Genomic DNA, 21664 nt, shown 5'->3' with positions numbered 1-21664 from the left:
GCCCTCGCACGACGCAACAGCTCAATATGCCCGTAGTGCAACAAATCGTAGGTGCCGTAAGTGATGACGCGCTTCATGGGGCCTCACATGGGTAATGGGTAGCCTATCCACGATCGAGTACTTACTACGCCAGGGCTAGCATGTCGATCGCGACGTGATGATTCTACCCAAGGCGCAGTACCTTGCCTCCCCTGTGACTGCGCTTACAGGATCACGAAACGGCGCCAATCCGCGACTACAGGCGAGGCTGGCGTGCCTGCTGCGTCAGGCGGACGCACCGCGCCGACTGGTAGGCACGTTCTGCCTCCGCGCCGTGCACCACGTAGCCGCACACCAGCCCCCAGTACGCGGCGGCCGCAGGCGAGTCGGTGAAGGGCACACGCGTATACAGGCTCGCTATCCGTCCAGCCCCTGTCACCGCCACGGCCTCCTCGCCCTTCCACAGCAGCATACGGGCGCGTGCCGCCGCACTCAGGTGCGGCCACGGCGCCCGCCTGATCTGCTCGGAGTCGAGGCGCTCGACCAGACGACGCATCAACGCCTCGTGTTGTGCGGCGAGTCCGGGAATGCTGGGGGTCTCCCCGCGATCTACGACCCCGAAGTACCAGCCCAAGTCATACAGGACCGTCTTCTGCGCCCAGTAAGCACCCCCGGTCTCCTCCAGAAACGGCAGGTAACGGTCTACGAGCTGCTCAACGTACCGGCCGGGGCGGTCCCAAGCTGTCTGGACCGCCGAGTCGCCGGAGGCGCGCTTGTTGTAGTAGTAGACCGCGTCCGGAACCACCAGGCAGTACGGGTTCAGTACTCGCACTCTGCCTACATACATGCCGTCCTCGAAGGTCGGCGCCACCCGGTCCTCCGGGAAGCGGCAGCGCCGAGCAAGATCCCCACGCACCAGCACCTCGTGGGTGGATAGCTGCACCACATCCGAGGACCGGCGCACGTCCACGCTGCGCACCCCCCGCCGGAACCGGAAGTCGAGGGGGTGGGGGACGGTCGCCCCCCGCTGGCGGATGAGCGTACGGCCAATGAGCATGCCCGCCCCCGCGTCATGCGCACCCAGCAGCGTTGAGATGAAGTCCGGGGCGAGCTCGTCGTCGGGATCGGGGAAGCCGATCCAGTCACCCGTCGCCTGAAGCAGCCCGAGGTTGCGAGCACGGCCCTGGCCACCGTTGTCCGTCTCGATCACCCGAGCGCGAAGATCCGTCCTCGCTGCCCACTTGCGGCACAGGACCGGGGAGTCGTCGCCGGCACCGTCCAGGACAAGTAGTACCTCCATCCGCTCATGCGGATAGTCCTGGGCGTCCAGGGAGGCGAGGAAGTCCGGCAGGTACTCGGCCACCCCGTACACCGCCACCACCAGGGAGACGGTCAGGTCCCGGCCAGTCCGGCGACGGCGAGCAATTCCCACTAGATCGTCTCCTTCAGCAGCCGGTGCAGGATCCGCTCACAGGCCCCCGCATCCGGGATGATCAGCTCCGAGGCCGCATGCAGCCGACCCGCGCGCGCGTCCAACGCCGCCGCGAGCGCCTCCCCCAGGCTCACGGCGGACACGGCGCCGGCCGCCACGTGCATACGGCGGTAGGCATCGGCGTCGGCGGTGCCGTCCGGACTCCAGACGATTGCCGCGGCCCCCAGCAGCATCGCATCATCCAGTATCGAAGAGCGGTCCGAGACCACGGCCCACGCCCGCGACAACTGCTCGGGCACGTCCGTGCCGGTGGTGGTGGGTACCGCCAGGCTCCTAAACCAATCCGGCGTAGTCAGGGCGAGCTTTGGGTGCACGAACAACACCGCGTCTACCCCCGACTCCCTCAGGGCCTCGGCGAGTTGGAGCCAGGGCGCGTAGAAGCCAGCGAGCAGGTCCGTGCGTCCAGGGTCCCGGTCCAGCGTCCTGGAAAGCCACGGACTCCAGGTGGGCGCCAGCACTACCCGATCGCGCTCGCGCCCGAGCAGGGCGTGCATGGCGTCATGGCGGGGGAAGCCGGTCAGCCATACCTCCCGGTCGGTGAGCAGGTAGGGGCTGTGGTCGGCGGTGATCGCGGTGTACTCGGCGCGGTGGGCGGTGATGAGCACGTCGATGCGGCGCGTGTTGAACCATCGCCACATGTGCCGCATGGTCACGCCGTGTTGCAGGAAGACCACCCGCTGGTCCCTGCGGGTTCCCGCGCCCACCAGGCGTGCGGCTACGACGGGGTCGCCGATGTCGGCCAGCAGCAGCGTGTCGGCCTGCGCCCAGGCGGTCTCAAATGCGGTCGTTCCCGGAGAGGCCAGCTCGAATCCCTCCGCCTCCAGACGCTCCCAGTCCGCACAGCGGCGGTCTATGGCGAACACGTGCCGGACGCCCGGCGCGTGCTCGCGCGCGTAGCGGTACAGGGGCTCGGCGTTGTCCCCGGCCGAGTCGTGCCGGTCCATGTACAGCCAGGTGCGGGGAGCACCCTGCGGCGTCACCGCCGACGCGTCCAGCCGTGGCATTCCCGCCTCCGCCCGAGTGGGCTCAGGCGCCGTCCCACCGCGGTGGCCGACCAGTCGGGCCGTGCGACGTCGCAACGCCCGTAGCCTCCGTGTCAGGGCGCGCCGCACCCTGGTCACCGGTGCGGGCGGGGGCGACGGCGGGCGCCGCATGCCCCGGTATGGCGCGGGGGTGACCTCGTGGCCGTCGATGACTGCCGTCAAGGTCCCCCTGGGGAGCCAGACGAGCCGCTCGTGCACGAGTACGCGATCGAAGTAGGCGTGGTCGACGATCTTCGTGCTCGTAGGCTCGGCCGGCGCACCGTCGACGTACCACTGCTCCCTAGGCGGGGAGCTGGTGAAGAAGTAGGACACCTGGCGGTCGGCCCGGAAGGGGCGCTCCGACGGCAGCACGGGCTCGGGCAGGCGGGCGCCGGTAGCGGCCAGCAGTGCCGCCAGCCGGTTGAGAGCCACCGGCGTGGCGCAGTACGCCTCGACCTGGGCCGCCGGCACACGGGCAAGCACGCCGACCAGTAGATCCGCCACGCGTGCGCGCTCGGCCTCGCCCAGCGCGTGAGCGGCGAAGCGCAGGCCCCGGTCTGCGTCGGTCACTTCGAGCAGGCGCGCCAGCACCAGCTGGTGCACCCAGGCGGGGAGCCCGCCCCGTTCCCCCGCCGCGGCGTACCAGGCGGGAATGTTCCGCTCCAGCACCTGGACGTACTCCGGCAGCGTGGACAGCGGCGGCGGCTCCTCCGGCCGGGGACCTTCGATCACACCCGGCCCGTCGTGCAGGCGTACCCGCTGGCCGGTGCCCGCGAGCAGGCGGATCAGCAGCGTGGCGCCGTCGGCGTCGGCCTCGTCCCAGGCCGGCAGGCCACCGGCGGGAACGTCCATGACCGCACCCGCCAGCCGCAGCGTGAACAAGTGCGGCTCAGCCAGCAGGCTGGAGTCGCGGGCCCCGTGGGCGAAGCGGGCCCGCAGCGGGTGGGTGTCCGAGACCTGGCCGTCAACCATCCGCTTGAGCGGCACCATGACCACCCCGGCGCGGCCACTCCCCGGCAGTTCCTCGGCCAGCCCCGGCTCGGGCACATCCCCCGCCCGCAGCACCAGCACCCGGCCGCGCAGGCCGGCGAGCACCCTGCGAGCGGCGGCCAGAGGCGTCTGCCCCACCACGGGCTCCAGGTCATGCTCCGCGAGCGCCGCGGCCTCCGCCGGGGTGGGACCGTCTGCGCCGACGCATACGGCGACGTCGCCGATCCCCTCGTCGGCCAGGCCGATGAGGGTCGTCTCCAGGTCCCCGCCGCCGTCGACAATGACTACCACGCGGAGACTCGTAGCACCACCGTGGAGGGCCCGCTCCCGGTCAGGAAAGGCAATACCGTTCTTCAAAGAAGCTCCTGCTCAGCACTCTCTGGGATCACGACCCGCCCATCCCGATCATTGCACCGAGCCGGGGATCTCCGCGTCACCGGGCGCGCCCCAGTGGGTGATGCGGCCGGTCGCCAGCACCTCGGCGGAGGAGATGCCCCAGGTGTGGGCCGGTCCGGTGCCGCGGCGCTGCACGAAGCCGAAGCGGGAGGCGGAGTACATGCGGGCACCGGCGGCGGACGCCCGCTTGAGGAAGCCGGTGTCCTCCCCAATGGTGGTGTCCGGGAAGCCCGCCTCGCGCGCCAGCCCCGTGGTGGCCACCAGCGTCGGCCCGGACAGGAAGGCCGTGTAGCGGTGTTCCCACTCGGGGAAGCGCAGGACCACGGCGTTCTCACCCTCCAGGTGGACGAAGTGGGCGTGCTTGCCCACCACCTCGGCGCGGGCGTAGTCGGCGGCGGCCAGGGACTCGAACAGGTAGTAGTCGCCGTACAAGTCGTCATCATCCAGCTTGGCGATGAAGTCGGCATCCACGCGCCCCAGCATGCGGTTGTAGTTGGCCCCCAGCGAGTCGTCGGCCTCACCCACAACCCAGTCCACCTCCAGGCCCAGCTCGCGGGCGCGGGCGCGGGCAGCGTCCGGCGCCTCAAAGCCGTGGGTGAGGATGATGGGCCGCAGCTCGACGTGCTGCTGGCGGGCGAGGGTATCCAGTACGCCGTCCAGCCGCTCCGGGCGAATCGTTGATACCAGCGGGGCGATGGTGGGGCGGCGGTAGACCCGCTCCCCCAGGCCGACCGCCTCCAGCACCTGGTCCACGCGGGCGGTGTAGGTATGCCGCAGCCAGATCTCCCGCTGCGCCAGGTAGGTCATGCGGTCACGCAGCTCGGGATTGCTCACCAGGGCCCGCTCGGCCCAGTAGGCCTCCTTGCGGTCACCGACTACGGCGAGCGTCCCGGCGGGCAGGAAGCGCCCGGTAGCGGGCGACGGCATGGTCACCACCGGGGTGCCGCAGGCGGTGATCTCAAAGATCCGGCGGGCGAACATGGAGGGGCTGGAGACCACCGAGTTGACGTTCAGGAACACCTTGTAGCCACGGTAGGCGGACAGCATCTCCGGGTAGCTCAGCGAGCCGCGCACGAAGGCGTCGTAGGGGGCGGGGAACTGGTAGTTCGCGTCGGCGCCGAGGTAGCGGGAGAAGATGTCCAGCCCCCGCTCCAGCTTCGGGGCGGCATCCACGGCGGCACCCAGCAGCGCCTCCATCTGCTCGCGCCGCTCGGGGTACTTGTGGGCGAAGTACATGCCGGCGAAGGCGATATCCCGCAGCGGGACGGGGCGGCCGTCGTCGTCGCACAGGCGCACCGGGTTGTGGATGGTGGGCTGGGCGGCGAAGGGCAGCACGCCGATGCGGTCATGGCCCAGCTCGGCCCGGTAGCGGTCCAGGAGAGTCTCATCCGTGGTGAGCACCCAGTCGAACAGGCGGGCGGTCGCGATCGCCTCGTCATAGTGGGCGGGGTCCTCCTTGTTCCAAAACACCGTGGGAATGCCGGCGGCGCGGGCGTGCGCAACCAGTTCCCGCAGGTGGGTGGAGGGGCCGTTCCTGCCGATCACCTGGTAGCGCCAGGCATCCCCGTTGCCGTGCCACGCGGATTCCACGAACAGCAGGTCAATCGGCTCAGCGGCGATCTGCTCGCGCCACTCGGCGGGGGTCAGCGCCACGGGCCGCCACTCGTACTGGAGTGCGAGGGCGGTGAACTCGTCCGCGATCACGCCGACGGTCAGGTCGTGGCGGGGCGGGGCGGCGTCGGGCGCGGGAACCTCCCAGGCAGGGAAGGCGACCTGCCCCTTGCGGGCGCGGCGGCCCCGTGCGGGGCGCGCCCAGGCACTCGCCCGCCGCCTACGCCGGAACTCCCTGACCCCGGCGATTCCACCGTGGCGGGCATGCCACAGGGTCTTGCGGGCCGTGCGGAACAGGTCACTCATGGGGCTCCTCCTCGCCGGGGCGGGTCGGCACCGCACCCGGCAGCACCGTATCGATCCAGGCGCACACGGCGTCCAGGCTCGCGCGAATAGGTGCGGGATCCACCACCGCGGGCACCGGGCCGGCGGCCAGCAGCTCGGCCGCGCGGGCCTGCACCTGCGCCTGGGTACGGGTGACGGGCAAACCCGAGTCGGCCGGCCAGTCCCGGTAGAAGCCCCGCTCCCGATCACGGTACGCCTCCAGGTCGGGCAGGTGCAGTAGGGCCGGGCGGCCGGTCAGGGCCCAGTCGAATATCACCGAGGAGTAGTCGGTGATGAGCAGGTCGGAGGCGAGCATAAGGTCCTCGACGCTCGGGTAGCGGCCCACGCCGATCACGCGGTCAGCATGGGCCCGCAGTGAGTTCATATGGTGGCTGCGCAATAGCACCACGGCGCCGGTAGCGCGGGCCAGGGCGCCGGCGTCCAGTAGCTCCGAAGCGTCCTGATGGGGCCGTCGCAGTCCCTCCCGCCAGGTCGGGGCGTACAGGATGACGGGTTCGGCCGGACCGATGCCCAGTTGTGCACGCACGCGCCCTGCCTTGGCCTGCCCGCCCAGGAGGCCGGTGTTGCGCGGCTGCTCACCCACTAATACCTGCCCGGCGTATCCCAGCCCGTGGCGAAGGTCCGCCGCTGCCGCCGGGGACTGGGCCAGCAGGAGGTCCCACTGGGGCGCCTGCCGGGCCATCAGGCGCCGGTAGGGCAAGGTGACGGAAGTGGGAGGGGCGTCGTTGAGCAGCCGCTTGATGGGGGTGCCATGCCAGGTCTGCAGGAGGCGCTGCCCGGGGTCCTTGGTGAACCAGTGGGGCAGGTGGTCATTGACCACGAGCAGGCGGGCGGTCCGCAGGGCGCGGAACCACTCGGGAGTGCCGACGACGATCGGTGTGGCCCCGGCCGGCACGGAAACCGTCCCGTCCCGCACGGATACCCAAAGCGGCACGGGCGTGGAGCGGGCGATGAGCTCATCGCGGATGGCACCGGGATTGTCACCTGCGGACTTGCCGCTGAAGGTCTCGAAGAAGATCCCGGGCACGAGCGGCCCCCAGTCCTCCTCGATCAGCAGGCGGCGGCCGTACCGGGACCGGTACTGCGGGTCAACCGGTGCGATGATACTCATTTCCAGGCCCCCGTCCGCCTGGGGGCGCAGACGTACGCGGCGGACGCGCCCGGCCAGCTCGGTCGGGGGCCCGTCCAGGGCGGCACCGGTGACGCAGCGCCCTTCACTGCCCGCTGCGGACCAGCGCAGGACGAAGCCGCCGGAGGGCAGACTCGGGTCCGCCAGGTCCAACTCCGCCGCCCAGCCACCGGCGGCAACGGTCGTGGTGAGCGGGAAGCGTCCGCTGGAGGCGGCGGCGGTGATCGCCAGGTCAGCGGGGACTGGGCCGGGACCGCCGACCCGGAGCCGTCCGCCGTCCAGGCTGGCGCGGGCGACGCTCACCCCGTCCGGGGCGAGCCCCCCGGCACCGGGTGGCGCCTCCCCCGCGGCCGAGGGGCGAATGACTAGTGCCCCGCCGTCGGCTGCGGCGCTCCACCCCGTGGCCGACGTGCGCGGGCGACGCGTGCCCAGTGGTGGCGGCACCGGCTGCTCCAGCAGCCGGCCGGCTACCCGCAGGCGCAACTGCACCCGCATGGGAGCGGAAGGTATACCCGCCAGGCTGACGGTCGCGCGGTAACCCGAGCCGGTGTAGCTGCGCCAGGGGTCCTCGGCCTCCAGGTCCGCGAGCGGCGCAGCAATACGCTCGACGTCGGCGCGGGCGACCTCCCGGCCGTCCACGCCTATCAGGACTACCTCGGGACCGGGATCGGCGCAGGGGTCTACGCCCGGCACATATGCCCAGCCCTCCAGCAGGAGCCCGTCCTCACCAATCCACCGGCATGCCCGCAGCACCTGGTGGATGCGCAGATCGGCATCCGTGACGGCGCGGACCTGCGCGGGAACGGGCGCGATCCGCTCAAGCACGGGCGGATCGGCGCGCAGCCCGCCCGCCGCAGCAGTCAGGGGAACGGCAGGCGTGTCCTCGTAACGGGACGCCAGCACCTCAAGCAGATCGGCCGAGCCTGCGTGCCCAAGGACCCACAGCAGCAGGCGGTCGGAGAAGGGCAGCGCGCCCCACGCGACGGTGTCCGCGTCCGGGAGGGCGCTGCGGGTCACCGCGCGCAGCCGCTCCACCGCATCATCGGGCTGGGCCGGCGCCCCGGCAGCCAGGTCGACTAGCGCGCGGCCGTGCAGGACACCGAGCAGGGCCTCGCCCCCACCCGCCAGTAGCCGCCGGTCGGCGGCGATCGCGCTCGCAACCGCGCTCAGGTCCGCATCCCAGCCGGGTTTCGGCACGGCGCCGACCAGGACCAGGTCCGCAGGCTCAACCAGGACCGGCTGGGCACCAAGGACAAGACGGAGTGCGGCGGTGCGGGCGGCCTCCTGCGGGGCGGCGTCCCCGATCCCGGCCGCCGCAGTGACCCAGGCGCTCGCGGGGGCAACCACTCTGCCGGGGATGAAGCCATCCAGTAGCTCCGGAGCGGAGGTGATGCTGGTCAGGCGGCGCGGCTCCGGCACGCCGGGCCCGGGCCCCTGGGCGAGTGGCCGGGCTCCCCCGAGGTGAACCTCGCCGTCGGCGGGTATCGTCCCGTAACCGTCGCGGGCCGCGGCGTCGGACGCAGACATGATCGTCAGCATCCGGCCCCGTGCCGCCTCCAGGACCGTTCCCAATCCCCCCTCAATCACGCGGACGCGGCGGTTGCGGCGGGCGAGCGCTCCGAGCGCCTCCCGCTCAGGGGGAGGGCAGGAATCCATGACAAGAGCGAGAACCTCGCCATCCACCGACTGCTGGTTCAGCAGGGAGCGTGCGGCGCGCGCCACGCTGGCGTTGGCGCCGACCAGCAGCACTACGCTCAGAACCGGCCGGCGGCGCCGAGCCAGCAGCCGCAGCGTGCTTTGAATCCCCATGGCGTCGTTGCTCCCGGGCCGCTTAGCGGGTCAGCGCCAGGCGCCGCGCGTATCGATCACACGCTTGCCGTCCAGCAGTGACCGGTCCAGTGCCTTGAACTCCTTGTGGTCTACCAGCAGTACCACAACGTTCGCAGCGGCAATCGCCTCCCGGTAGTCCGCGAGCGAGATGTTCCCTGCGGCGGCGAGCGACGCGGGCAGCTCGGTGATATTCGGTTCGGCGGCCAGAATCCTGGCCTCGGGCAGCAGCGCCGCCAGCTCCCGCGTCACCGACAGGGCCGGGGACTCCCGCAGATCATCCACGTCGGCCTTGAAGGCCAGTCCCAGGGCCGCGATAGTCGGCGACTCCAGTCCCGCCACGGCCTCCCGCACGCGCCCGACCACGTGCCTAGGCTTGGAGTCGTTGACGTCGCGCGCCGCGTGAATCAGTCTTGCCTCATCCGGCGCGGCAGACACGATGAACCAGGGGTCCACGGCGATACAGTGACCACCAACCCCGGGGCCGGGCTGCAGAATATGCACCCGCGGGTGCAGGTTCGCCAGCTCGATCAGCTCCCACACATCGATCCCGAGCTTCTCGGAGATGATCGACAGCTCATTGGCGAAGGCGATGTTCACGTCCCGGAAGGCGTTTTCCGTCAGCTTGGCCAGCTCCGCCGTGCGGGCGTCCGTCAGCCGCAGCTCGCCCGTGCAGAAAGTGGCGTACAGATCACGGGCCAGCTCCGCCGCCCGCGGCGTGAGGCCGCCGATGATCCGCGAGTTAGTGATCATCTCGGTCATGATCCGCCCCGGCAGCACCCGCTCCGGGCAGTGCGCGAAGTGCACCACCGGCCTGTCCCCGGATCCGTCCAGCGACAGGTCCGGCCGCTGCCCCAGGATCAACTGCGCCATGTGCTCGGTGGTCCCCGGAGGGGAAGTCGACTCCAGCACCACCAGCTCACCACCCGTCAGGTGGGGCGCAATCTCGCGCGCCGCCGCCTGAATGTAGGACAGGTCCGCCTCATGTTCACCGGTCCTGCCCTGCTTGAACGGCGTCGGCACCGCCACGATGTACACGCCCGCGGCCGGCATCTGCACCTGTGCGCGCAGCCGCCCCCGGGCAACCCCTTCGGCCACGGCCTCGCCCAGGCCCGCCTCCACGAACGGCAGCTCTCCCCGGTTGACCGCGGCGGCACGCTCTTCCGACACGTCCACCCCGATCACCTCGGCCCCGGCGCGCGCCAGTACGGCCGCCGTCGGCAGGCCGATATAACCGAGTCCAACCACGCAGATCGAGGTCATGTGGGGGCCATCTCCTAAGGATCGACCACGACCAAAGGTGACCCCCTGGTCGGTGGGTTGCTTACAGCCTAGATGATCGCACTTAGTTGCGAAGTCACCAAGATTGCTCATTGCCACAGCCGGGACTGGCTTTGTGGCACAGACGGGCCGTCAGTTCACCGTGGCCGGAAGCAGGGTGACGGCGTCGGGGTTCTCCTCCAGGTAGTCCGCAACCGCGTCCTTCTGGAAGGCCTCGAACAGGGGGGCGTCGGCCTCGGCATCAAGCAGGACGATCGACTGCCCGTCCGCGCTCGTACCCGTGCCGGAAGTGGGAACGGTCATGAAGTTGATGTCCGTGGAGTGGATGCCGCGCAGAGCCAGGGCCAGCGACTGCATCTCATTAATCGTGAAGCCCTCGTCCACGGCCAGGGTCTCGGTGACCGTGGTCAGGAAGGAGTACAGCTTCCCCGGGTTGGACAGGATGCCGTTGTTCAGCACGGCCCCGACCATGGCGCGCATCCAGGCCTGCTGCCGGTTGACGCGGTCGAAGTCGCCGCCGGGCAGGCTCTTGCGCTCGCGCGCGTAGGCGAGTGCCTGCTCCCCGTTGAGCAGCTGCCCGCCGGGCTCGAACTCGGTTCCAGCCAGCGTCTGGGGCGTCTTGAGGTTGATCGTCACGCCGCCAATTGAGTCCGTAATAGCGCTGAAGGACTCGAAGTCCGCTACCACGAAGTGGTCGATGCGCACCCCGGTGAGCTGCTCGACAGTCTGAATGGTCAGGCTCGGACCGCCGTAGGAGAAGGCTGCGTTGATCTTGTTCTCCCCGTAGCCGGGGATGTCCACCCAGGAGTCACGCGGGATCGACATGACGGAGACGTCCTCGCGATCACCGCTGACCTGCACCAGCATGATCGCATCGGTGCGCTGGGCGCCGGCCTCCCACTGGCTGGGGTCTCCGGCGCTGATACGTGAGTCGGAGCCGAGCACGAGGATGTTTGTGGCCGGGTCCTCGGCGTCCTGCTCCGGGGCGCGAGCGCCGGAGTCAATTGACGCGAAGGGGTTGCCGATCGTCTCGATGTTGGCCGCCAGCCGGCTGCGCAGCCACAGGCCCCCCGCGGCTGTGCCCGCGACGAGCACCGCCACGACCGCGAGCACGGACACCAGCCCGATGCGCCAGCGGCGCCCGCTACCGCTCTTGCCGGAGCCATCGCTCGCGGAGTCGGTCCGCCCGACGCCGCCGAGCACGTCATCATTCGCATTTCCGCGAGCGGCATCGTCTGCGCGCTGCTCGTTATCGCTCATAAGTCAATCTGACCACACCGAGCGGGGCGGGGAGCTGCGCAGCCGTGGGGATCGGATCACAAGCCGGTTGCGACGTCAGGCCAGGCGGTACATCCAGTCGTAGGGGTCCTCCAGGCGCCCGTACTGGATGCCCGTCAGGCGCTCGTAGATCTCGTGCGTGACTTCGCTGCCCTCAATGGCAACGTCGAATCCCTCACCCTTGAGCCGCCCGAGCGGGACAACGACGGCGGCGGTGCCGCAGGCGAAGACCTCGCGCACCCTTCCTGATGAAATGTCCTCCAACAGGCTCTCCAGGGGGATGGTCTCCTCCACCACCCTACGGCCGGAGTCCTTGAGCAGGCGAATGATGGCGCTGCGGGTGTTCCCTTCGAGGATGGTGCCGGTCAGGCGCGGGGTGCGCACGGTGCCGTCGGCGTCCACCACCATCACGTTCATGCCGCCGAGCTCCTCCAGGTTCTTCCCGGTGACGTCATCGAGGAAGCAGACCTGGTCGCAGCCCTGAGCGTCGGCCTCCTGCTGCGGCAGCAGGGAGGAGGCGTAGTTTCCGCCGGTCTTGGCGAATCCGGTTCCGCCGCGCCCGGCCCGGTGGTAGTCCTGTGACACCCAGATGGAAATGGGCTGCAGGCCGTTGGTGAAGTAGGCGCCCGACGGCGAGGCGATGACGTAGTAGTCAATGGTGCTGGCGGCGTGCACGCCGAGGAAGGCCTCGGAGGCGAAGGCGTATGGCCGCAGGTACAGGGACTCCCCCTCCCCCGAGGGCACCCACTCGGCGTCGGCACGCACCAGGTCCACCAAGGAGGCGATGAAGTCCTCCTCGGGCAGTTCGGGGACGGCCATGCGGCGGGCCGACAGATTCATCCGGGCGGCGTTGTAACGAGGCCGGAAGGTCCAGATCGAGCCGTCGGCGTGGCGGTATGCCTTAATGCCCTCGAAGATCTCCTGCGCGTAGTGCAGCACGGCTGCGGCGGGTGAGAGGGTCAGGTCCGCGAAGGGAACGATGGCGTGCTCCGCCCAGCCGCCCTCCTGGGTCCAGCGGGCGTGAGCCATGTGGTCGGTGAACACCCTGCCGAAATGCAGATCGGTGAGGGCCTGGGCGCGCTCGGCGTCGCTGGCCGGGTGCGGGTGCGGCTGCCGGGGGAAGCGGCCGGCGAGGGAGTCGGCTGGAGGGACCGGGACAGCGGCGGCGCGAGCCAGAGGCGTCTGGAGGGAATCGGGCGTGGAAGCGGCGGCTGGGGTCACAGACATACCGGCACTGTACCGCCGTTCCACTGCCCGGAAGGACATCTCTCAAATGCTGGTTCGGCCGATCCTGTGTGCCGTACTCAGAAGCGAGCTGACACACGCGCCGTTGGCTCAGACGCTCCCACCCGGTCCTCCCGCGCCCGCACCGGGAGGGCCCCACCACCGCCCCATGCACCGCAGCGTCAACGGTCATCTCGCGCCCGCACCGGGAGGGCGACCTCCGCCTCCGCCGCGAGCCGCCCGGGCTGGCGTACTGCACCCGCCCGGGAAGGCGCCTGGGGTCTGGCGCGCCGGCTTCAGCCCCGCACTGCGGCCGTGACGGCGTCCCCGATCTCGCTGGTGGTGCGCACCAGCGGGGCTCCGGCGGCCTCGGCTACGGCCCGGGCGGCCATGTCTGCGTCCACGGCCGCCTCCACCCTGGCGGCCGCCTCCGTCATGCCCAAGTGGCTGAGCATCATGGCTACGGCGGAGATAGTGGCGACCGGGTCGGCCTTGCCCTGCCCGGTGATGTCCGGGGCGGAGCCGTGGACCGGCTCGAACATGGAGGGGAACTCCCCGGCCGGGTTGAGGTTGCCCGAGGCCGACAGGCCAATGCCGCCGGTGATGGCGCCGGCCTCGTCGGTGAGGATGTCGCCGAAGAGGTTGTCAGTGACGATCACGTCGAAGCGGCCCGGGTCGGTGACCAAGTAGATGGTGGCGGCGTCAACGTGGGCGTAGTCCACCTTCACCTCCGGGTACTCGGCGCCGACCTCCTCAACGGTGCGGCGCCACAAGTGGCCGGCGTTGACCAGCACGTTGTGCTTGTGCACCAGGGTGAGGTGGTGGGCGGGGCGGGCCTGGGCGGTCTCGAAGGCGTAGCGCACCACGCGCTCGACCCCGTAGGCGGTGTTGACGCTGACCTCGGTGGCGATCTCCTGCGGGGTGCCGGTGCGCACGGTGCCGCCGTTGCCGCAGTACAGGCCCTCGGTGCCCTCGCGCACCACCACGAAGTCGATGTCTCCCGGATCAGCCAGTGGAGTGGCCACGCCCGGGTAGTACTTGGAGGGCCGCAGGTTGACGTAGTGGTCCAGTTCGAAGCGCAGCCGGAGCAGAAGGCCGCGCTCGAGCACGCCGGAGGGGACCGATGGGTCGCCGACGGCACCCAGGAGGATCGCGTCGTGAGTCTTGATGTCCTCCAGCTCGGCGTCCGTAATGGTCTCGCCGGTACGGTGCCAGCGCTCGGCACCCAGGTCGAAGTCGGTGGTCTCCAGGGTGACGCCGCTACCTTCCAGGGCGGCCCGGAGCACCTTCAGGCCCTCGGGCACCACCTCCTTGCCGATGCCGTCGCCGGGGATCACTGCAAGTCTGATGGTCTGCGTCATGCGGCGACCCTAAGCGGATCGGTCGTCGCCCCGGGCGGGCATCTCAGATAGCGGCGAGCGGTTGGCGGGCCCGCCAGCAGGCACTGCGCCGCTCCTGCCGACCCCACGGTGCCGACCAGTCCGCGACGCGCCGTCACCACGGCACCATTGCACGACCCCGGGCGATACTCCACGACTTTGGTGCGTGTTGCACGACCCTGGGGAGGTCGTGGAACACGCACCAAGGTCGTGCAACGCATGAGCGCAGCCACCACGAACCGGGGCACCCGCGCTACTGATAGCTCAGGTGCTGCCGGCTCCGGACCACGGCGGACTCGAGCTCCTTCTCCAGCCTCTTCCAGGCCTCCAGATGCTTGACGTCACCATCTATCCGGATCTGGCCGACGAGTCCCGAGAGCTCCCACCGCTAGCACCGCCAGGTGCTCGGCAGCGGGTTGAAGGTGACCGACTCGGCGATACGCCCATCGGGTTCCCGGCGTCGCCATGGCACCGCGCACACCACGTCGTCGGCGTGGTCCCGCATGGCATCCTGGACCAGGTAGGGCGGCGCGTGTTGACGAGGACCTGCCCGGGCGACGTCACGTCGACGTCGACAATGACCTCCGCGGCGAGCCGAACCGTATTTGGACGAGAACGCCCCCATCCGCACGCCTCATCCTCTTACCTCACGCGGGGCTCTTCAGGTACGCCAGCACCGCACTGCGCGGAACCGGGCGGACGCCGTCGCCGCCGTCCCGGCCCCGGCTGCGCCACGACCCCTCCAGGGGCCGGAAGTCGGCGACTCGCAGCTGTGAACCGTCCCCGCTGCGCACCGTACGCGCAACCGCGCAGAGCAGCTCGGCGTCGTCGGCACACTGGAACAGGTAGGGAGAATGCGTGTTCACGATGACCTGGCGCAAGTGCTGTGAAGTGGGCTCCGACAGGTCATGCAACAGGTTGTACAAGTCGGCGATCTTGGCGGGGTGGATACCGTTCTCCGGCTCCTCCAGGCACAGTAGCCCCGAGTAGTCGGGGGCGGCGCCGATGGCGGCCAGCGCGAGCGAGCGCAATGTCCCGTCAGACAGAGCCCGCGCGGGAAGCTCGGGTGAGTCCCCAACCTGGGCGCGCAGCTCCAGGGCCTGCCGCACGGGATCCTCCCTGACCGACAGGCTGCGGATGTCCACCAGGTCGCTGACGGCGTCACGCACCCGCCGGAGCACCGCGCCGTCCCGCCCGGACGCAAGATCCTGGCGGTACAGGGAAGCCGCCACGTGCGCCCCTGAGGCAGAAATAGCGCGCCGCTCCATTAAGTCGTCGGGTGAGCGCATGGCACTGGGCTCCAGGGCCAGGAATCGCCACGACGCCATTTCGGTACGCGCAGCGAGGATAGTCGGGTACTCGGCACTGGCGACGGCGGACAGGACAGTTCGCTGAGCGCCGTCGGCAAGAACTTGGCGCGCTCTTCCCGAGGCCTCGCGGTGCACCATCACCACTCTGCTGCCGCCAGCGACTTCGTAGTTCATGAAGAAGCCGTTGGAGCCGTCCCGCCGGGAGGGGATAAACCGGCGGCAGAGATCCGCTTCCGGGAAAAGGAGTGGGCGTGTGCTGTCGTTCAGCGGGCGCAGCCGCTCCCCCGCCAGCCGCAGCCGCAGGCCCCCTGGCACCGAGGCGTCGCGGTGTACCGCGATCTTCACCTCGTAGCGCACATATCCGCATGACGGCACCACCGCCTGCCCGAACTCGTCCTCCGCCCGCGGGGGCAGGATCATCTCCGCGGCCAGGGTCAGGTGACCGCGTCCGGCCAGCACTTCTGCCGCCAGTAGAGCGCTGGCGTCGAACTGCTGCTGAGCCGTGGGGCGCACCTGCGCACAGGCATCGTGGAACGAATTGCAGCTGAGCAGGGAGAGGAACTCCAGCGCATTGAGCAGATTCGATTTTCCCACCGCGTTCGGGCCAGTGATACAGGTGAATGGGCCGAAGTCGACCGCCACACCTACGAGATTCTTGAATCCTGTCACCTCGAAACGGGTTAGCACACTTACGCCCCCATCATCTCCTACCGGCAGCTCGCACAGTTTATCCTCAGGCAGGCGCCCACACGCCCACATACGGCAGCGTGGTCAAAACGCTACATTAAACGCCTTCTAAAACGATGAATTCCGGGAAAAATAAGGGGCGGCGGGCCGCAGCCCGCCGCCCCACTGGGAAGCAATTACCGGCTCACCGGACCAGTCCGCCGCCGCGGGCCGACTCCGCCGCCCCGCGCGGTTGCACCTGACCGGATGCCGACCCCGCCCGTCGGCTCAGCGTGCGGCCGAGCCCTCGGTGTAGTCCTTGTCCAGGTCGGCGCGCCAGGCGAACATGGAGCGCACCTCGCGGCCGGTGGCCTCGATCGGGTGTGCCTCGCCCTCGGCCCGCAGCCGCTTGAACTCCGGTGCGCCGGCGGCCTGGTCGTCCATGAAGCGCTTGGCGAAGGAGCCGTCCTGGATGTCGCCCAGGACCTCCTTCATGTGCTCCTTGACGTCGGGGGTGATCACGCGCGGACCGGAGATGTAGTCGCCGTACTCGGCGGTGTCGGAGCAGGACCACCGCTGCTTGGAGATGCCGCCCTCGTTGATCAGGTCGACGATCAGCTTGAGCTCGTGGCAGACCTCGAAGTAGGCCATCTCCGGCTGGTACCCGGCCTCGACCAGCGTCTCGAAGCCGTACTGGATCAGCTTGGACACGCCGCCGCACAGGACGGTCTGCTCGCCGAACAGGTCGGTCTCGGTCTCCTCGCGGAAGGTGGTCTTGATAGCGCCGGCCCGGGTGCCTCCAATGGCCTTGGCGTAGGACAGCACCAGCGGCCAGGCCTGACCGGAGGCGTCCTGCTGGACGCACACCAGCACTGGCACGCCGCGGCCGGCCTCGAACTCGCGGCGCACGGTGTGACCGGGGCCCTTGGGGGCAACCATGACCACGTCGATGTCCGCGGCTGGGGTGATGTAGCCGAAGTGGATGTTGAAGCCGTGTGAGAACAGCAGGGCGGAACCGGACTTGAGGTTGGGCTCGATCTCCGTCTTGTACAGCTCGGCCTGCACCTGGTCAGGGGCCAGGACGACGGTGACGTCGGCCTCAGCCACGGCCTCGGCGATCGGCTTGACGGTCAGGCCGGCCTCCTGGGCCTTGACGACGGAGCGGGACCCCTCACGCAGGCCGACGACGACCTCCACGCCGGAGTCGCGCAGATTCAGGGCGTGTGCGTGTCCCTGCGAGCCGTAGCCGATGACGGCCACCTTCTTGGACTGGATGACCGACAGGTCGGCGTCGTCGTCGTAGAACTTCTCAGCTGCCATAGTGGGTTCTCACTTCTCCTTGAGTTGATCGGTGATGGAACGGGGGCCGCGGGAAATCGCGACCGCACCGGACTGGACGATCTCCTTGACCCCGTGGGGGGCCAGGGCGTCCAGGAGGGCCTTGACCTTGGACTCCGAGCCTACGGACTCGATGACCACCGAGGTTGGGGACACGTCCACGACGTGCGCCCGGAACAGGTCAACGATCTGCAGCACGGCGGTCCGGTTGGAGTCGTCGGCACGCACCTTAATCAGGTACAGCTCGCGCCCGACCGAGGTGTCCGGGTCCAGCTCGACGATCTTGATGACGTTGACCAGCTTGTTCAGCTGCTTGGTCACCTGCTCCATGGCCGGGCCCTCGGCGTCGGCGATCACCGTGATGCGCGAGATGTCCTCGTGCTCGGTGGGGCCGACCGCCAGGGAATGGATGTTGAAGCCACGGCGGGTGAACAGGGCCGACACGCGGGTGAGCACGCCGGGCTTGTTCTCCACCAGGACTGACAGCGTGTGCTTCTCGCTCACGGTCTCACTCCTCCTCCCACGCCGGGCTCATGCCCCGCGCGTGCTGGATCTCGTCGTTGGACACGCCCGCGGCGACCATGGGCCACACCTGGGCGTCGGCGGACACGATGAAGTCGATGACGACGGGCCGGTCATTGATGGCGTTGGCCTGGGCGATGACGTCGTCGACGTCCTCGAGCCGCTCGCAACGCAGGCCGACGGCCCCGTAGGCCTCGGCGAGCTTGGCGAAGTCGGGGATGCGCTCGGTGCCGGCACCGGTGTGCAGGTCCGTGTTGGAGTAGCGCTCCCCGTAGAACAGGGTCTGCCACTGGCGGACCATGCCCAGGGACGAGTTGTTGATGATGGCGACCTTGATGGGGATGTTGTTGAGCGTGCAGGTCGCCAGCTCCTGGTTGGTCATCTGGAAGCAGCCGTCGCCGTCGATCAGCCACACGGGCCGGTCAGGGCAGGCCTCCTTCGCCCCCATGGCAGCCGGCACTCCGTAGCCCATGGTGCCGGCGCCGGCGGAGGTCAGCCAGGAGTGGGGCTGGTTGAAGTGGAGGTAGTGGGCGGCCCACATCTGGTGCTGGCCGACGCCGGTCACCCAGATGGTGTCCTCCGCGGCCGCCTTGTCCAGGTGGGTGATGACCTCCTGCGGCTGGAGCAGTCCGTCGTCGGTGTCGGTCCAGTCTGTGGGGTAGGTGGCGCGAATGTGGGCGACCTCGGTGAGCCACTGGTCGATCTCGGTGCGCGGCTCGGCGGCGAACTGCTCGCGGCAGGCGGCGGTCAGCGCGGGCACGACATCCTTCAGGTCCCCCACGATGGGAATGTCCGCGGAGCGGATCTTGGAGATCTCGGCCGGGTCGATGTCCACGTGGATCACGGCGGCGTGCCGGGCGAAGGTGTCCGGCTTACCGGTGACGCGGTCGTCGAAGCGGGCGCCGAGGGCGATGATCAGGTCGGCGCGCTGCAAGGCGCCGACGGCGGCGACGGTGCCGTGCATGCCGGGCATGCCCAGGTTGAGCTGGTGGTCGGTGGGCAGCACGTCCAGGGCGGTCAGCGTCGTCGTGAAGGGGGCGCCGACGAGCTCGACCAGCTCCTTCAGCTGCTCAGCCGGCACGCCGGCGCGGCTGAGGCCACCACCCAGGTAGAAGACGGGGCGCTCGGCGGAGGCGATTGCCTCGGCGGCCTGGGCAATGCGCCGCTGGTTGGGCTTGCCCGGCAGGCTGTAGCCGGGCAGGTCCATGCGTGGGGGCCAATGGAACGCGGTCTGCCCGACCTGGGCGTCCTTGGTGAAGTCCAGCAGGACGGGGCCCGGGCGGCCGGTCGCGGCCAGGTGGAAGGCCTCCGCTACGCGGCCGGGGATCTCGTCGGGCGAGGTGACCAGGAATGAGTGCTTGACGAAGGGCATGGTCGAGCCGACGATGTCCGCCTCCTGGAAGGCGTCGGTGCCGATCGCGGCGGAGCCGACCTGCCCGGTGATGGCGACCATGGGCACAGAGTCCATGTGCGCGTCACCGATCGCGGTGACCAGGTTGGTGGCGCCGGGGCCGGAGGTGGCCACGCAGACGCCGACCCTTCCGGTGGCCATGGCGTAGCCCTCGGCTGCGTGGCCGGCGCCCTGCTCGTGGCGCACCAGCACGTGGCGGATCTTCTCACTGGCCAGCAGCGGGTCGTAGAAGGGCAGGATCGCGCCTCCGGGCATGCCGAAGATGTCGGTAACGCCGATCTCCTCCAGGGAACGCACGAGTGCCTGCGCACCCGTCATTACTTGTCGGTCCTGGCCCGGGGAGCCTGTGTCACGAACCATCGTCCGCCCTCCTATCCGTGAGATCCGTTTGCTTACACGTTTACTGACCGGTGTGCCGGCCGGTGTGGGAGGAACCGTATGCCGAGCTGCGGGCCGCCGTCGATTTCACCACCCGTGATCTCACATATTGGAATCACGGACGGCGCCGGGGGCCGCTCCTCCCCTCGCCTCAACGACCGGGCACAGGACGCAGCCTCGACCGGCCGCGGCGGCAGCGTGGGCCGCGGCTCCCGGACGGGCGGCGGCGCTAGGGACCCCAGCGAGGAATGTCAGATGTCTCTCGTATGCGCGCGGTCTTTGGTCCATGCAGCTGAATCCACGCGGATGCCAGAATGCCCTAGTCAACTGCTCATCTGCGCGGCCGACGGCGCAAGCACCGGCGTCGGCCCAGGACAACTGGAAGGCGGCACCTCCACGTGGTCATCGGACTGCTCAATGCCCTGGCCGAGAACCCTGTACTCATCCTATTCCTTCTAATCGGCGTCGGGATGCTAGTCGGGCGCATCAAGGTCGGCGGGGTCAGCCTGGGGGCGGCGGCCGTCCTCTTCGCCGGGATCATCCTGGCCGCCTGGGGCACTGCCGAGGGCATCGTCATTGAGATCCCCGCCCAGATGGGCACGCTGGGGCTGGCGATCTTCACCTTCGCCATCGGTATCCAGTCCGGGCCGAACTTCTTCCACGTGCTGCGCACTGCGGCCGGCCCGCTCGCGATCATGCTGGCGGTACTGGTGGTGGGTGCAGCGGCCGGCCTGGGGGTGGGCCGCTCGCTGGGAATGAGCCCGGCGATGATCGCCGGGACCTTCGCCGGAGCGCTGACGAATACGCCGGCGCTGGCCGCCGCCGGCGGTGCGGCCACGGCCGCGGGCAATCCTGACGGCATGGCGATCGCCACGGTCGGCTACGCGGTCGCCTACCTGTACGGCGTGATCGGCATGCTGTTCTTCTGTCTATTGGCGCTGCGCTACCGCCGCTCGGACAAGGACGCCCCCTCCCCCCTGGTCAACCGCACCGTGCGCGTTGAGCGCGAGGACGCCCCGCAGCTGGGGGACATTGCCGAACGCGTCAGCGGGGAGATGAAGTTCTCGCGCCTGCGCCGCGGCGAGACGGGCCCCATCACCCGCCCGACCCCGACCGACAAGATCTACAAGGATGACCTGATCACCGTCGTCGGCACGCAGGACGCCGTGAACCAGGTCATTCACGAGATCGGGCACCCCTCCTCCCACTCCCTGATCGAGGACCGCCGCTACCTGGACTTCCGCCGCATCACCGTGTCCGACCCCAAGCTTGCCGGGCACACCTTGGCAGACCTGGACGTTGACCACCGGTTCGGCGCCACGATCTCCCGGGTGCGCCGCGGGGATGTGGACATGGTGGGCACTCCGGACCTGGTGCTCCAGCAGGGCGACCGTGTGCGCGTGGTCGCGCCGACCAGCCGGATGGCGGAGCTGTCCAAGTTCTTCGGCGACTCCGCGCATGGTCTGTCCTCCATCAACCCGGTGGCGATGGGGCTGGGCATGGCCGTGGGGATCGTCATCGGTGAGTGGGCGATCCCGCTGCCCGGGGGATCCACGTTCTCCATTGGTGCGGCTGCGGGCACGCTGATCGTTGGCCTGGTCTTCGGTCGCATCGGCCGTGTCAAGGGGTTTGTGACGGCGATGCCGTTCACCGCGACGGCGGTGCTCTCCGAGCTGGGTCTGCTGGTGTTCCTGGCGCAGGCGGGTACGCGCGCGGGCGGGCAGATTGCTAACGCTTTTACGGGCGGCGATTGGTGGAAGATCCTGATCACCGGTTTTGTCATCACGACGATCGTGGGCTTTGGCATGTATGCGTCCATGCGGTGGATCGTGAAGATGGGCGGTACGCGCCTGTCCGGCCTGCTCGGTGGCCTGCAGACGCAGCCGGCGGTGCTGGCGTTCGCCAACGAGCGCACCGGCGCGGACCCGCGTGTGGCGCTCGGCTACGCCATGGTCTACCCGGTAGCGATGATCGTGAAGATCTTCATCGCCCAGTTCCTGGGCGGGATGTAACCCGTCCGGGAGCAGCACGCCAGCGAGTGAACAGAACACGGAGGGCCCGAACCGCGAGTCTGCGGTTCGGGCCC

At 69.5% G+C, this 21664-nt stretch carries 14 protein-coding genes; 1 reads left to right on the top strand and 13 read right to left on the bottom strand.

Annotated elements, in window-relative coordinates; translation table 11 throughout:
* The 13 genes from GZ997_RS01860 to GZ997_RS01800 all read right to left on the bottom strand — a co-directional run.
* The coding region (locus GZ997_RS01860; RefSeq protein ID WP_162678626.1) for an adenylyltransferase/cytidyltransferase family protein at nt 1-77 on the bottom strand (77 nt) is incomplete at its 3' end.
* 158 nt (nt 78-235) lie between these two features.
* A complete protein-coding gene (locus tag GZ997_RS01855; RefSeq protein WP_162678625.1) occupies nt 236-1411 on the bottom strand; it encodes a glycosyltransferase family 2 protein in 1176 nt (391 codons plus the stop codon).
* Nucleotides 1411-3840 carry a CDP-glycerol glycerophosphotransferase family protein gene (locus GZ997_RS01850; protein ID WP_162678624.1) on the bottom strand — a complete coding sequence of 810 codons (2430 nt, stop codon included), beginning with the start codon at nt 3838-3840 and terminating at the stop codon, nt 1411-1413. Before GZ997_RS01850 ends, GZ997_RS01855 begins: the two co-directional genes overlap by 1 nt.
* A gap of 48 nt (nt 3841-3888) precedes the next feature.
* A complete protein-coding gene (locus GZ997_RS01845; protein ID WP_162678623.1) occupies nt 3889-5796 on the bottom strand; it encodes a glycosyltransferase in 1908 nt (635 codons plus the stop codon).
* Nucleotides 5789-8773 carry a CDP-glycerol glycerophosphotransferase family protein gene (locus GZ997_RS01840; RefSeq protein ID WP_162678622.1) on the bottom strand — a complete coding sequence of 995 codons (2985 nt, stop codon included), beginning with the start codon at nt 8771-8773 and terminating at the stop codon, nt 5789-5791. Before GZ997_RS01840 ends, GZ997_RS01845 begins: the two co-directional genes overlap by 8 nt.
* Nucleotides 8774-8803: 30 nt before the next feature.
* Nucleotides 8804-10054 (bottom strand): UDP-N-acetyl-D-mannosamine dehydrogenase, encoded by a 1251-nt coding sequence (gene wecC, locus GZ997_RS01835; RefSeq protein ID WP_162678621.1) that lies wholly within the window; start codon nt 10052-10054, stop codon nt 8804-8806.
* A gap of 150 nt (nt 10055-10204) precedes the next feature.
* Nucleotides 10205-11332, bottom strand: coding sequence for an LCP family protein (locus tag GZ997_RS01830; RefSeq protein ID WP_162678620.1), 1128 nt, complete (start codon nt 11330-11332; stop codon nt 10205-10207).
* A gap of 75 nt (nt 11333-11407) precedes the next feature.
* Entirely contained in the window at nt 11408-12577 is a 1170-nt protein-coding gene (locus GZ997_RS01825) for a branched-chain amino acid aminotransferase (protein ID WP_162678619.1), read from the bottom strand.
* Between the two features lie 293 nt (nt 12578-12870).
* A complete protein-coding gene (locus GZ997_RS01820; protein ID WP_162678618.1) occupies nt 12871-13935 on the bottom strand; it encodes a 3-isopropylmalate dehydrogenase in 1065 nt (354 codons plus the stop codon).
* 665 nt (nt 13936-14600) lie between these two features.
* Nucleotides 14601-15932 (bottom strand): ATP-binding protein, encoded by a 1332-nt coding sequence (locus GZ997_RS01815; RefSeq protein ID WP_162678617.1) that lies wholly within the window; start codon nt 15930-15932, stop codon nt 14601-14603.
* Nucleotides 15933-16217: 285 nt separating this feature from the next.
* Nucleotides 16218-17249: a ketol-acid reductoisomerase gene (ilvC, locus tag GZ997_RS01810; RefSeq protein WP_162678616.1), complete on the bottom strand. Its 1032-nt coding sequence runs from the start codon at nt 17247-17249 to the stop codon at nt 16218-16220.
* Nucleotides 17250-17258: 9 nt separating this feature from the next.
* Nucleotides 17259-17771, bottom strand: coding sequence for an acetolactate synthase small subunit (gene ilvN, locus GZ997_RS01805; RefSeq protein ID WP_073327221.1), 513 nt, complete (start codon nt 17769-17771; stop codon nt 17259-17261).
* 4 nt (nt 17772-17775) lie between these two features.
* Nucleotides 17776-19560, bottom strand: a complete 1785-nt coding sequence (locus GZ997_RS01800; protein WP_162678615.1) for an acetolactate synthase large subunit — start codon at nt 19558-19560, stop codon at nt 17776-17778.
* Between the two features lie 416 nt (nt 19561-19976).
* Here GZ997_RS01800 and GZ997_RS01795 point away from each other — a divergent pair, with 416 nt between their 5' ends.
* On the top strand, nt 19977-21590 hold the full coding sequence (locus GZ997_RS01795) for a TrkA C-terminal domain-containing protein (RefSeq protein WP_161924540.1): 1614 nt from the start codon (nt 19977-19979) through the stop codon (nt 21588-21590).
* The last annotated feature ends 74 nt before the right edge of the window (nt 21591-21664 follow it).

Origin of the sequence: Actinomyces sp. 565, assembly GCF_010365615.1 — a bacterium.
GTDB lineage: Bacteria > Actinomycetota > Actinomycetes > Actinomycetales > Actinomycetaceae > Actinomyces.
The sequence above is the reverse complement of the archived record's forward strand: the minus strand, read 5'-3'. Positions and strand labels throughout refer to the sequence as shown.

Coding starts and splice junctions, on each gene's coding strand:
- wecC (WP_162678621.1), bottom strand. CDS start 10,054: ATGACCTCGATCTGCGTGGTTGGACTCGGTTATATCGGCCTGCCGACG.
- GZ997_RS01845 (WP_162678623.1), bottom strand. CDS start 5,796: ATGAGTGACCTGTTCCGCACGGCCCGCAAGACCCTGTGGCATGCCCGC.
- ilvC (WP_162678616.1), bottom strand. CDS start 17,249: ATGGCAGCTGAGAAGTTCTACGACGACGACGCCGACCTGTCGGTCATC.
- GZ997_RS01825 (WP_162678619.1), bottom strand. CDS start 12,577: ATGTCTGTGACCCCAGCCGCCGCTTCCACGCCCGATTCCCTCCAGACG.
- GZ997_RS01830 (WP_162678620.1), bottom strand. CDS start 11,332: ATGAGCGATAACGAGCAGCGCGCAGACGATGCCGCTCGCGGAAATGCG.
- GZ997_RS01820 (WP_162678618.1), bottom strand. CDS start 13,935: ATGACGCAGACCATCAGACTTGCAGTGATCCCCGGCGACGGCATCGGC.
- GZ997_RS01840 (WP_162678622.1), bottom strand. CDS start 8,773: ATGGGGATTCAAAGCACGCTGCGGCTGCTGGCTCGGCGCCGCCGGCCG.
- GZ997_RS01800 (WP_162678615.1), bottom strand. CDS start 19,560: ATGGTTCGTGACACAGGCTCCCCGGGCCAGGACCGACAAGTAATGACG.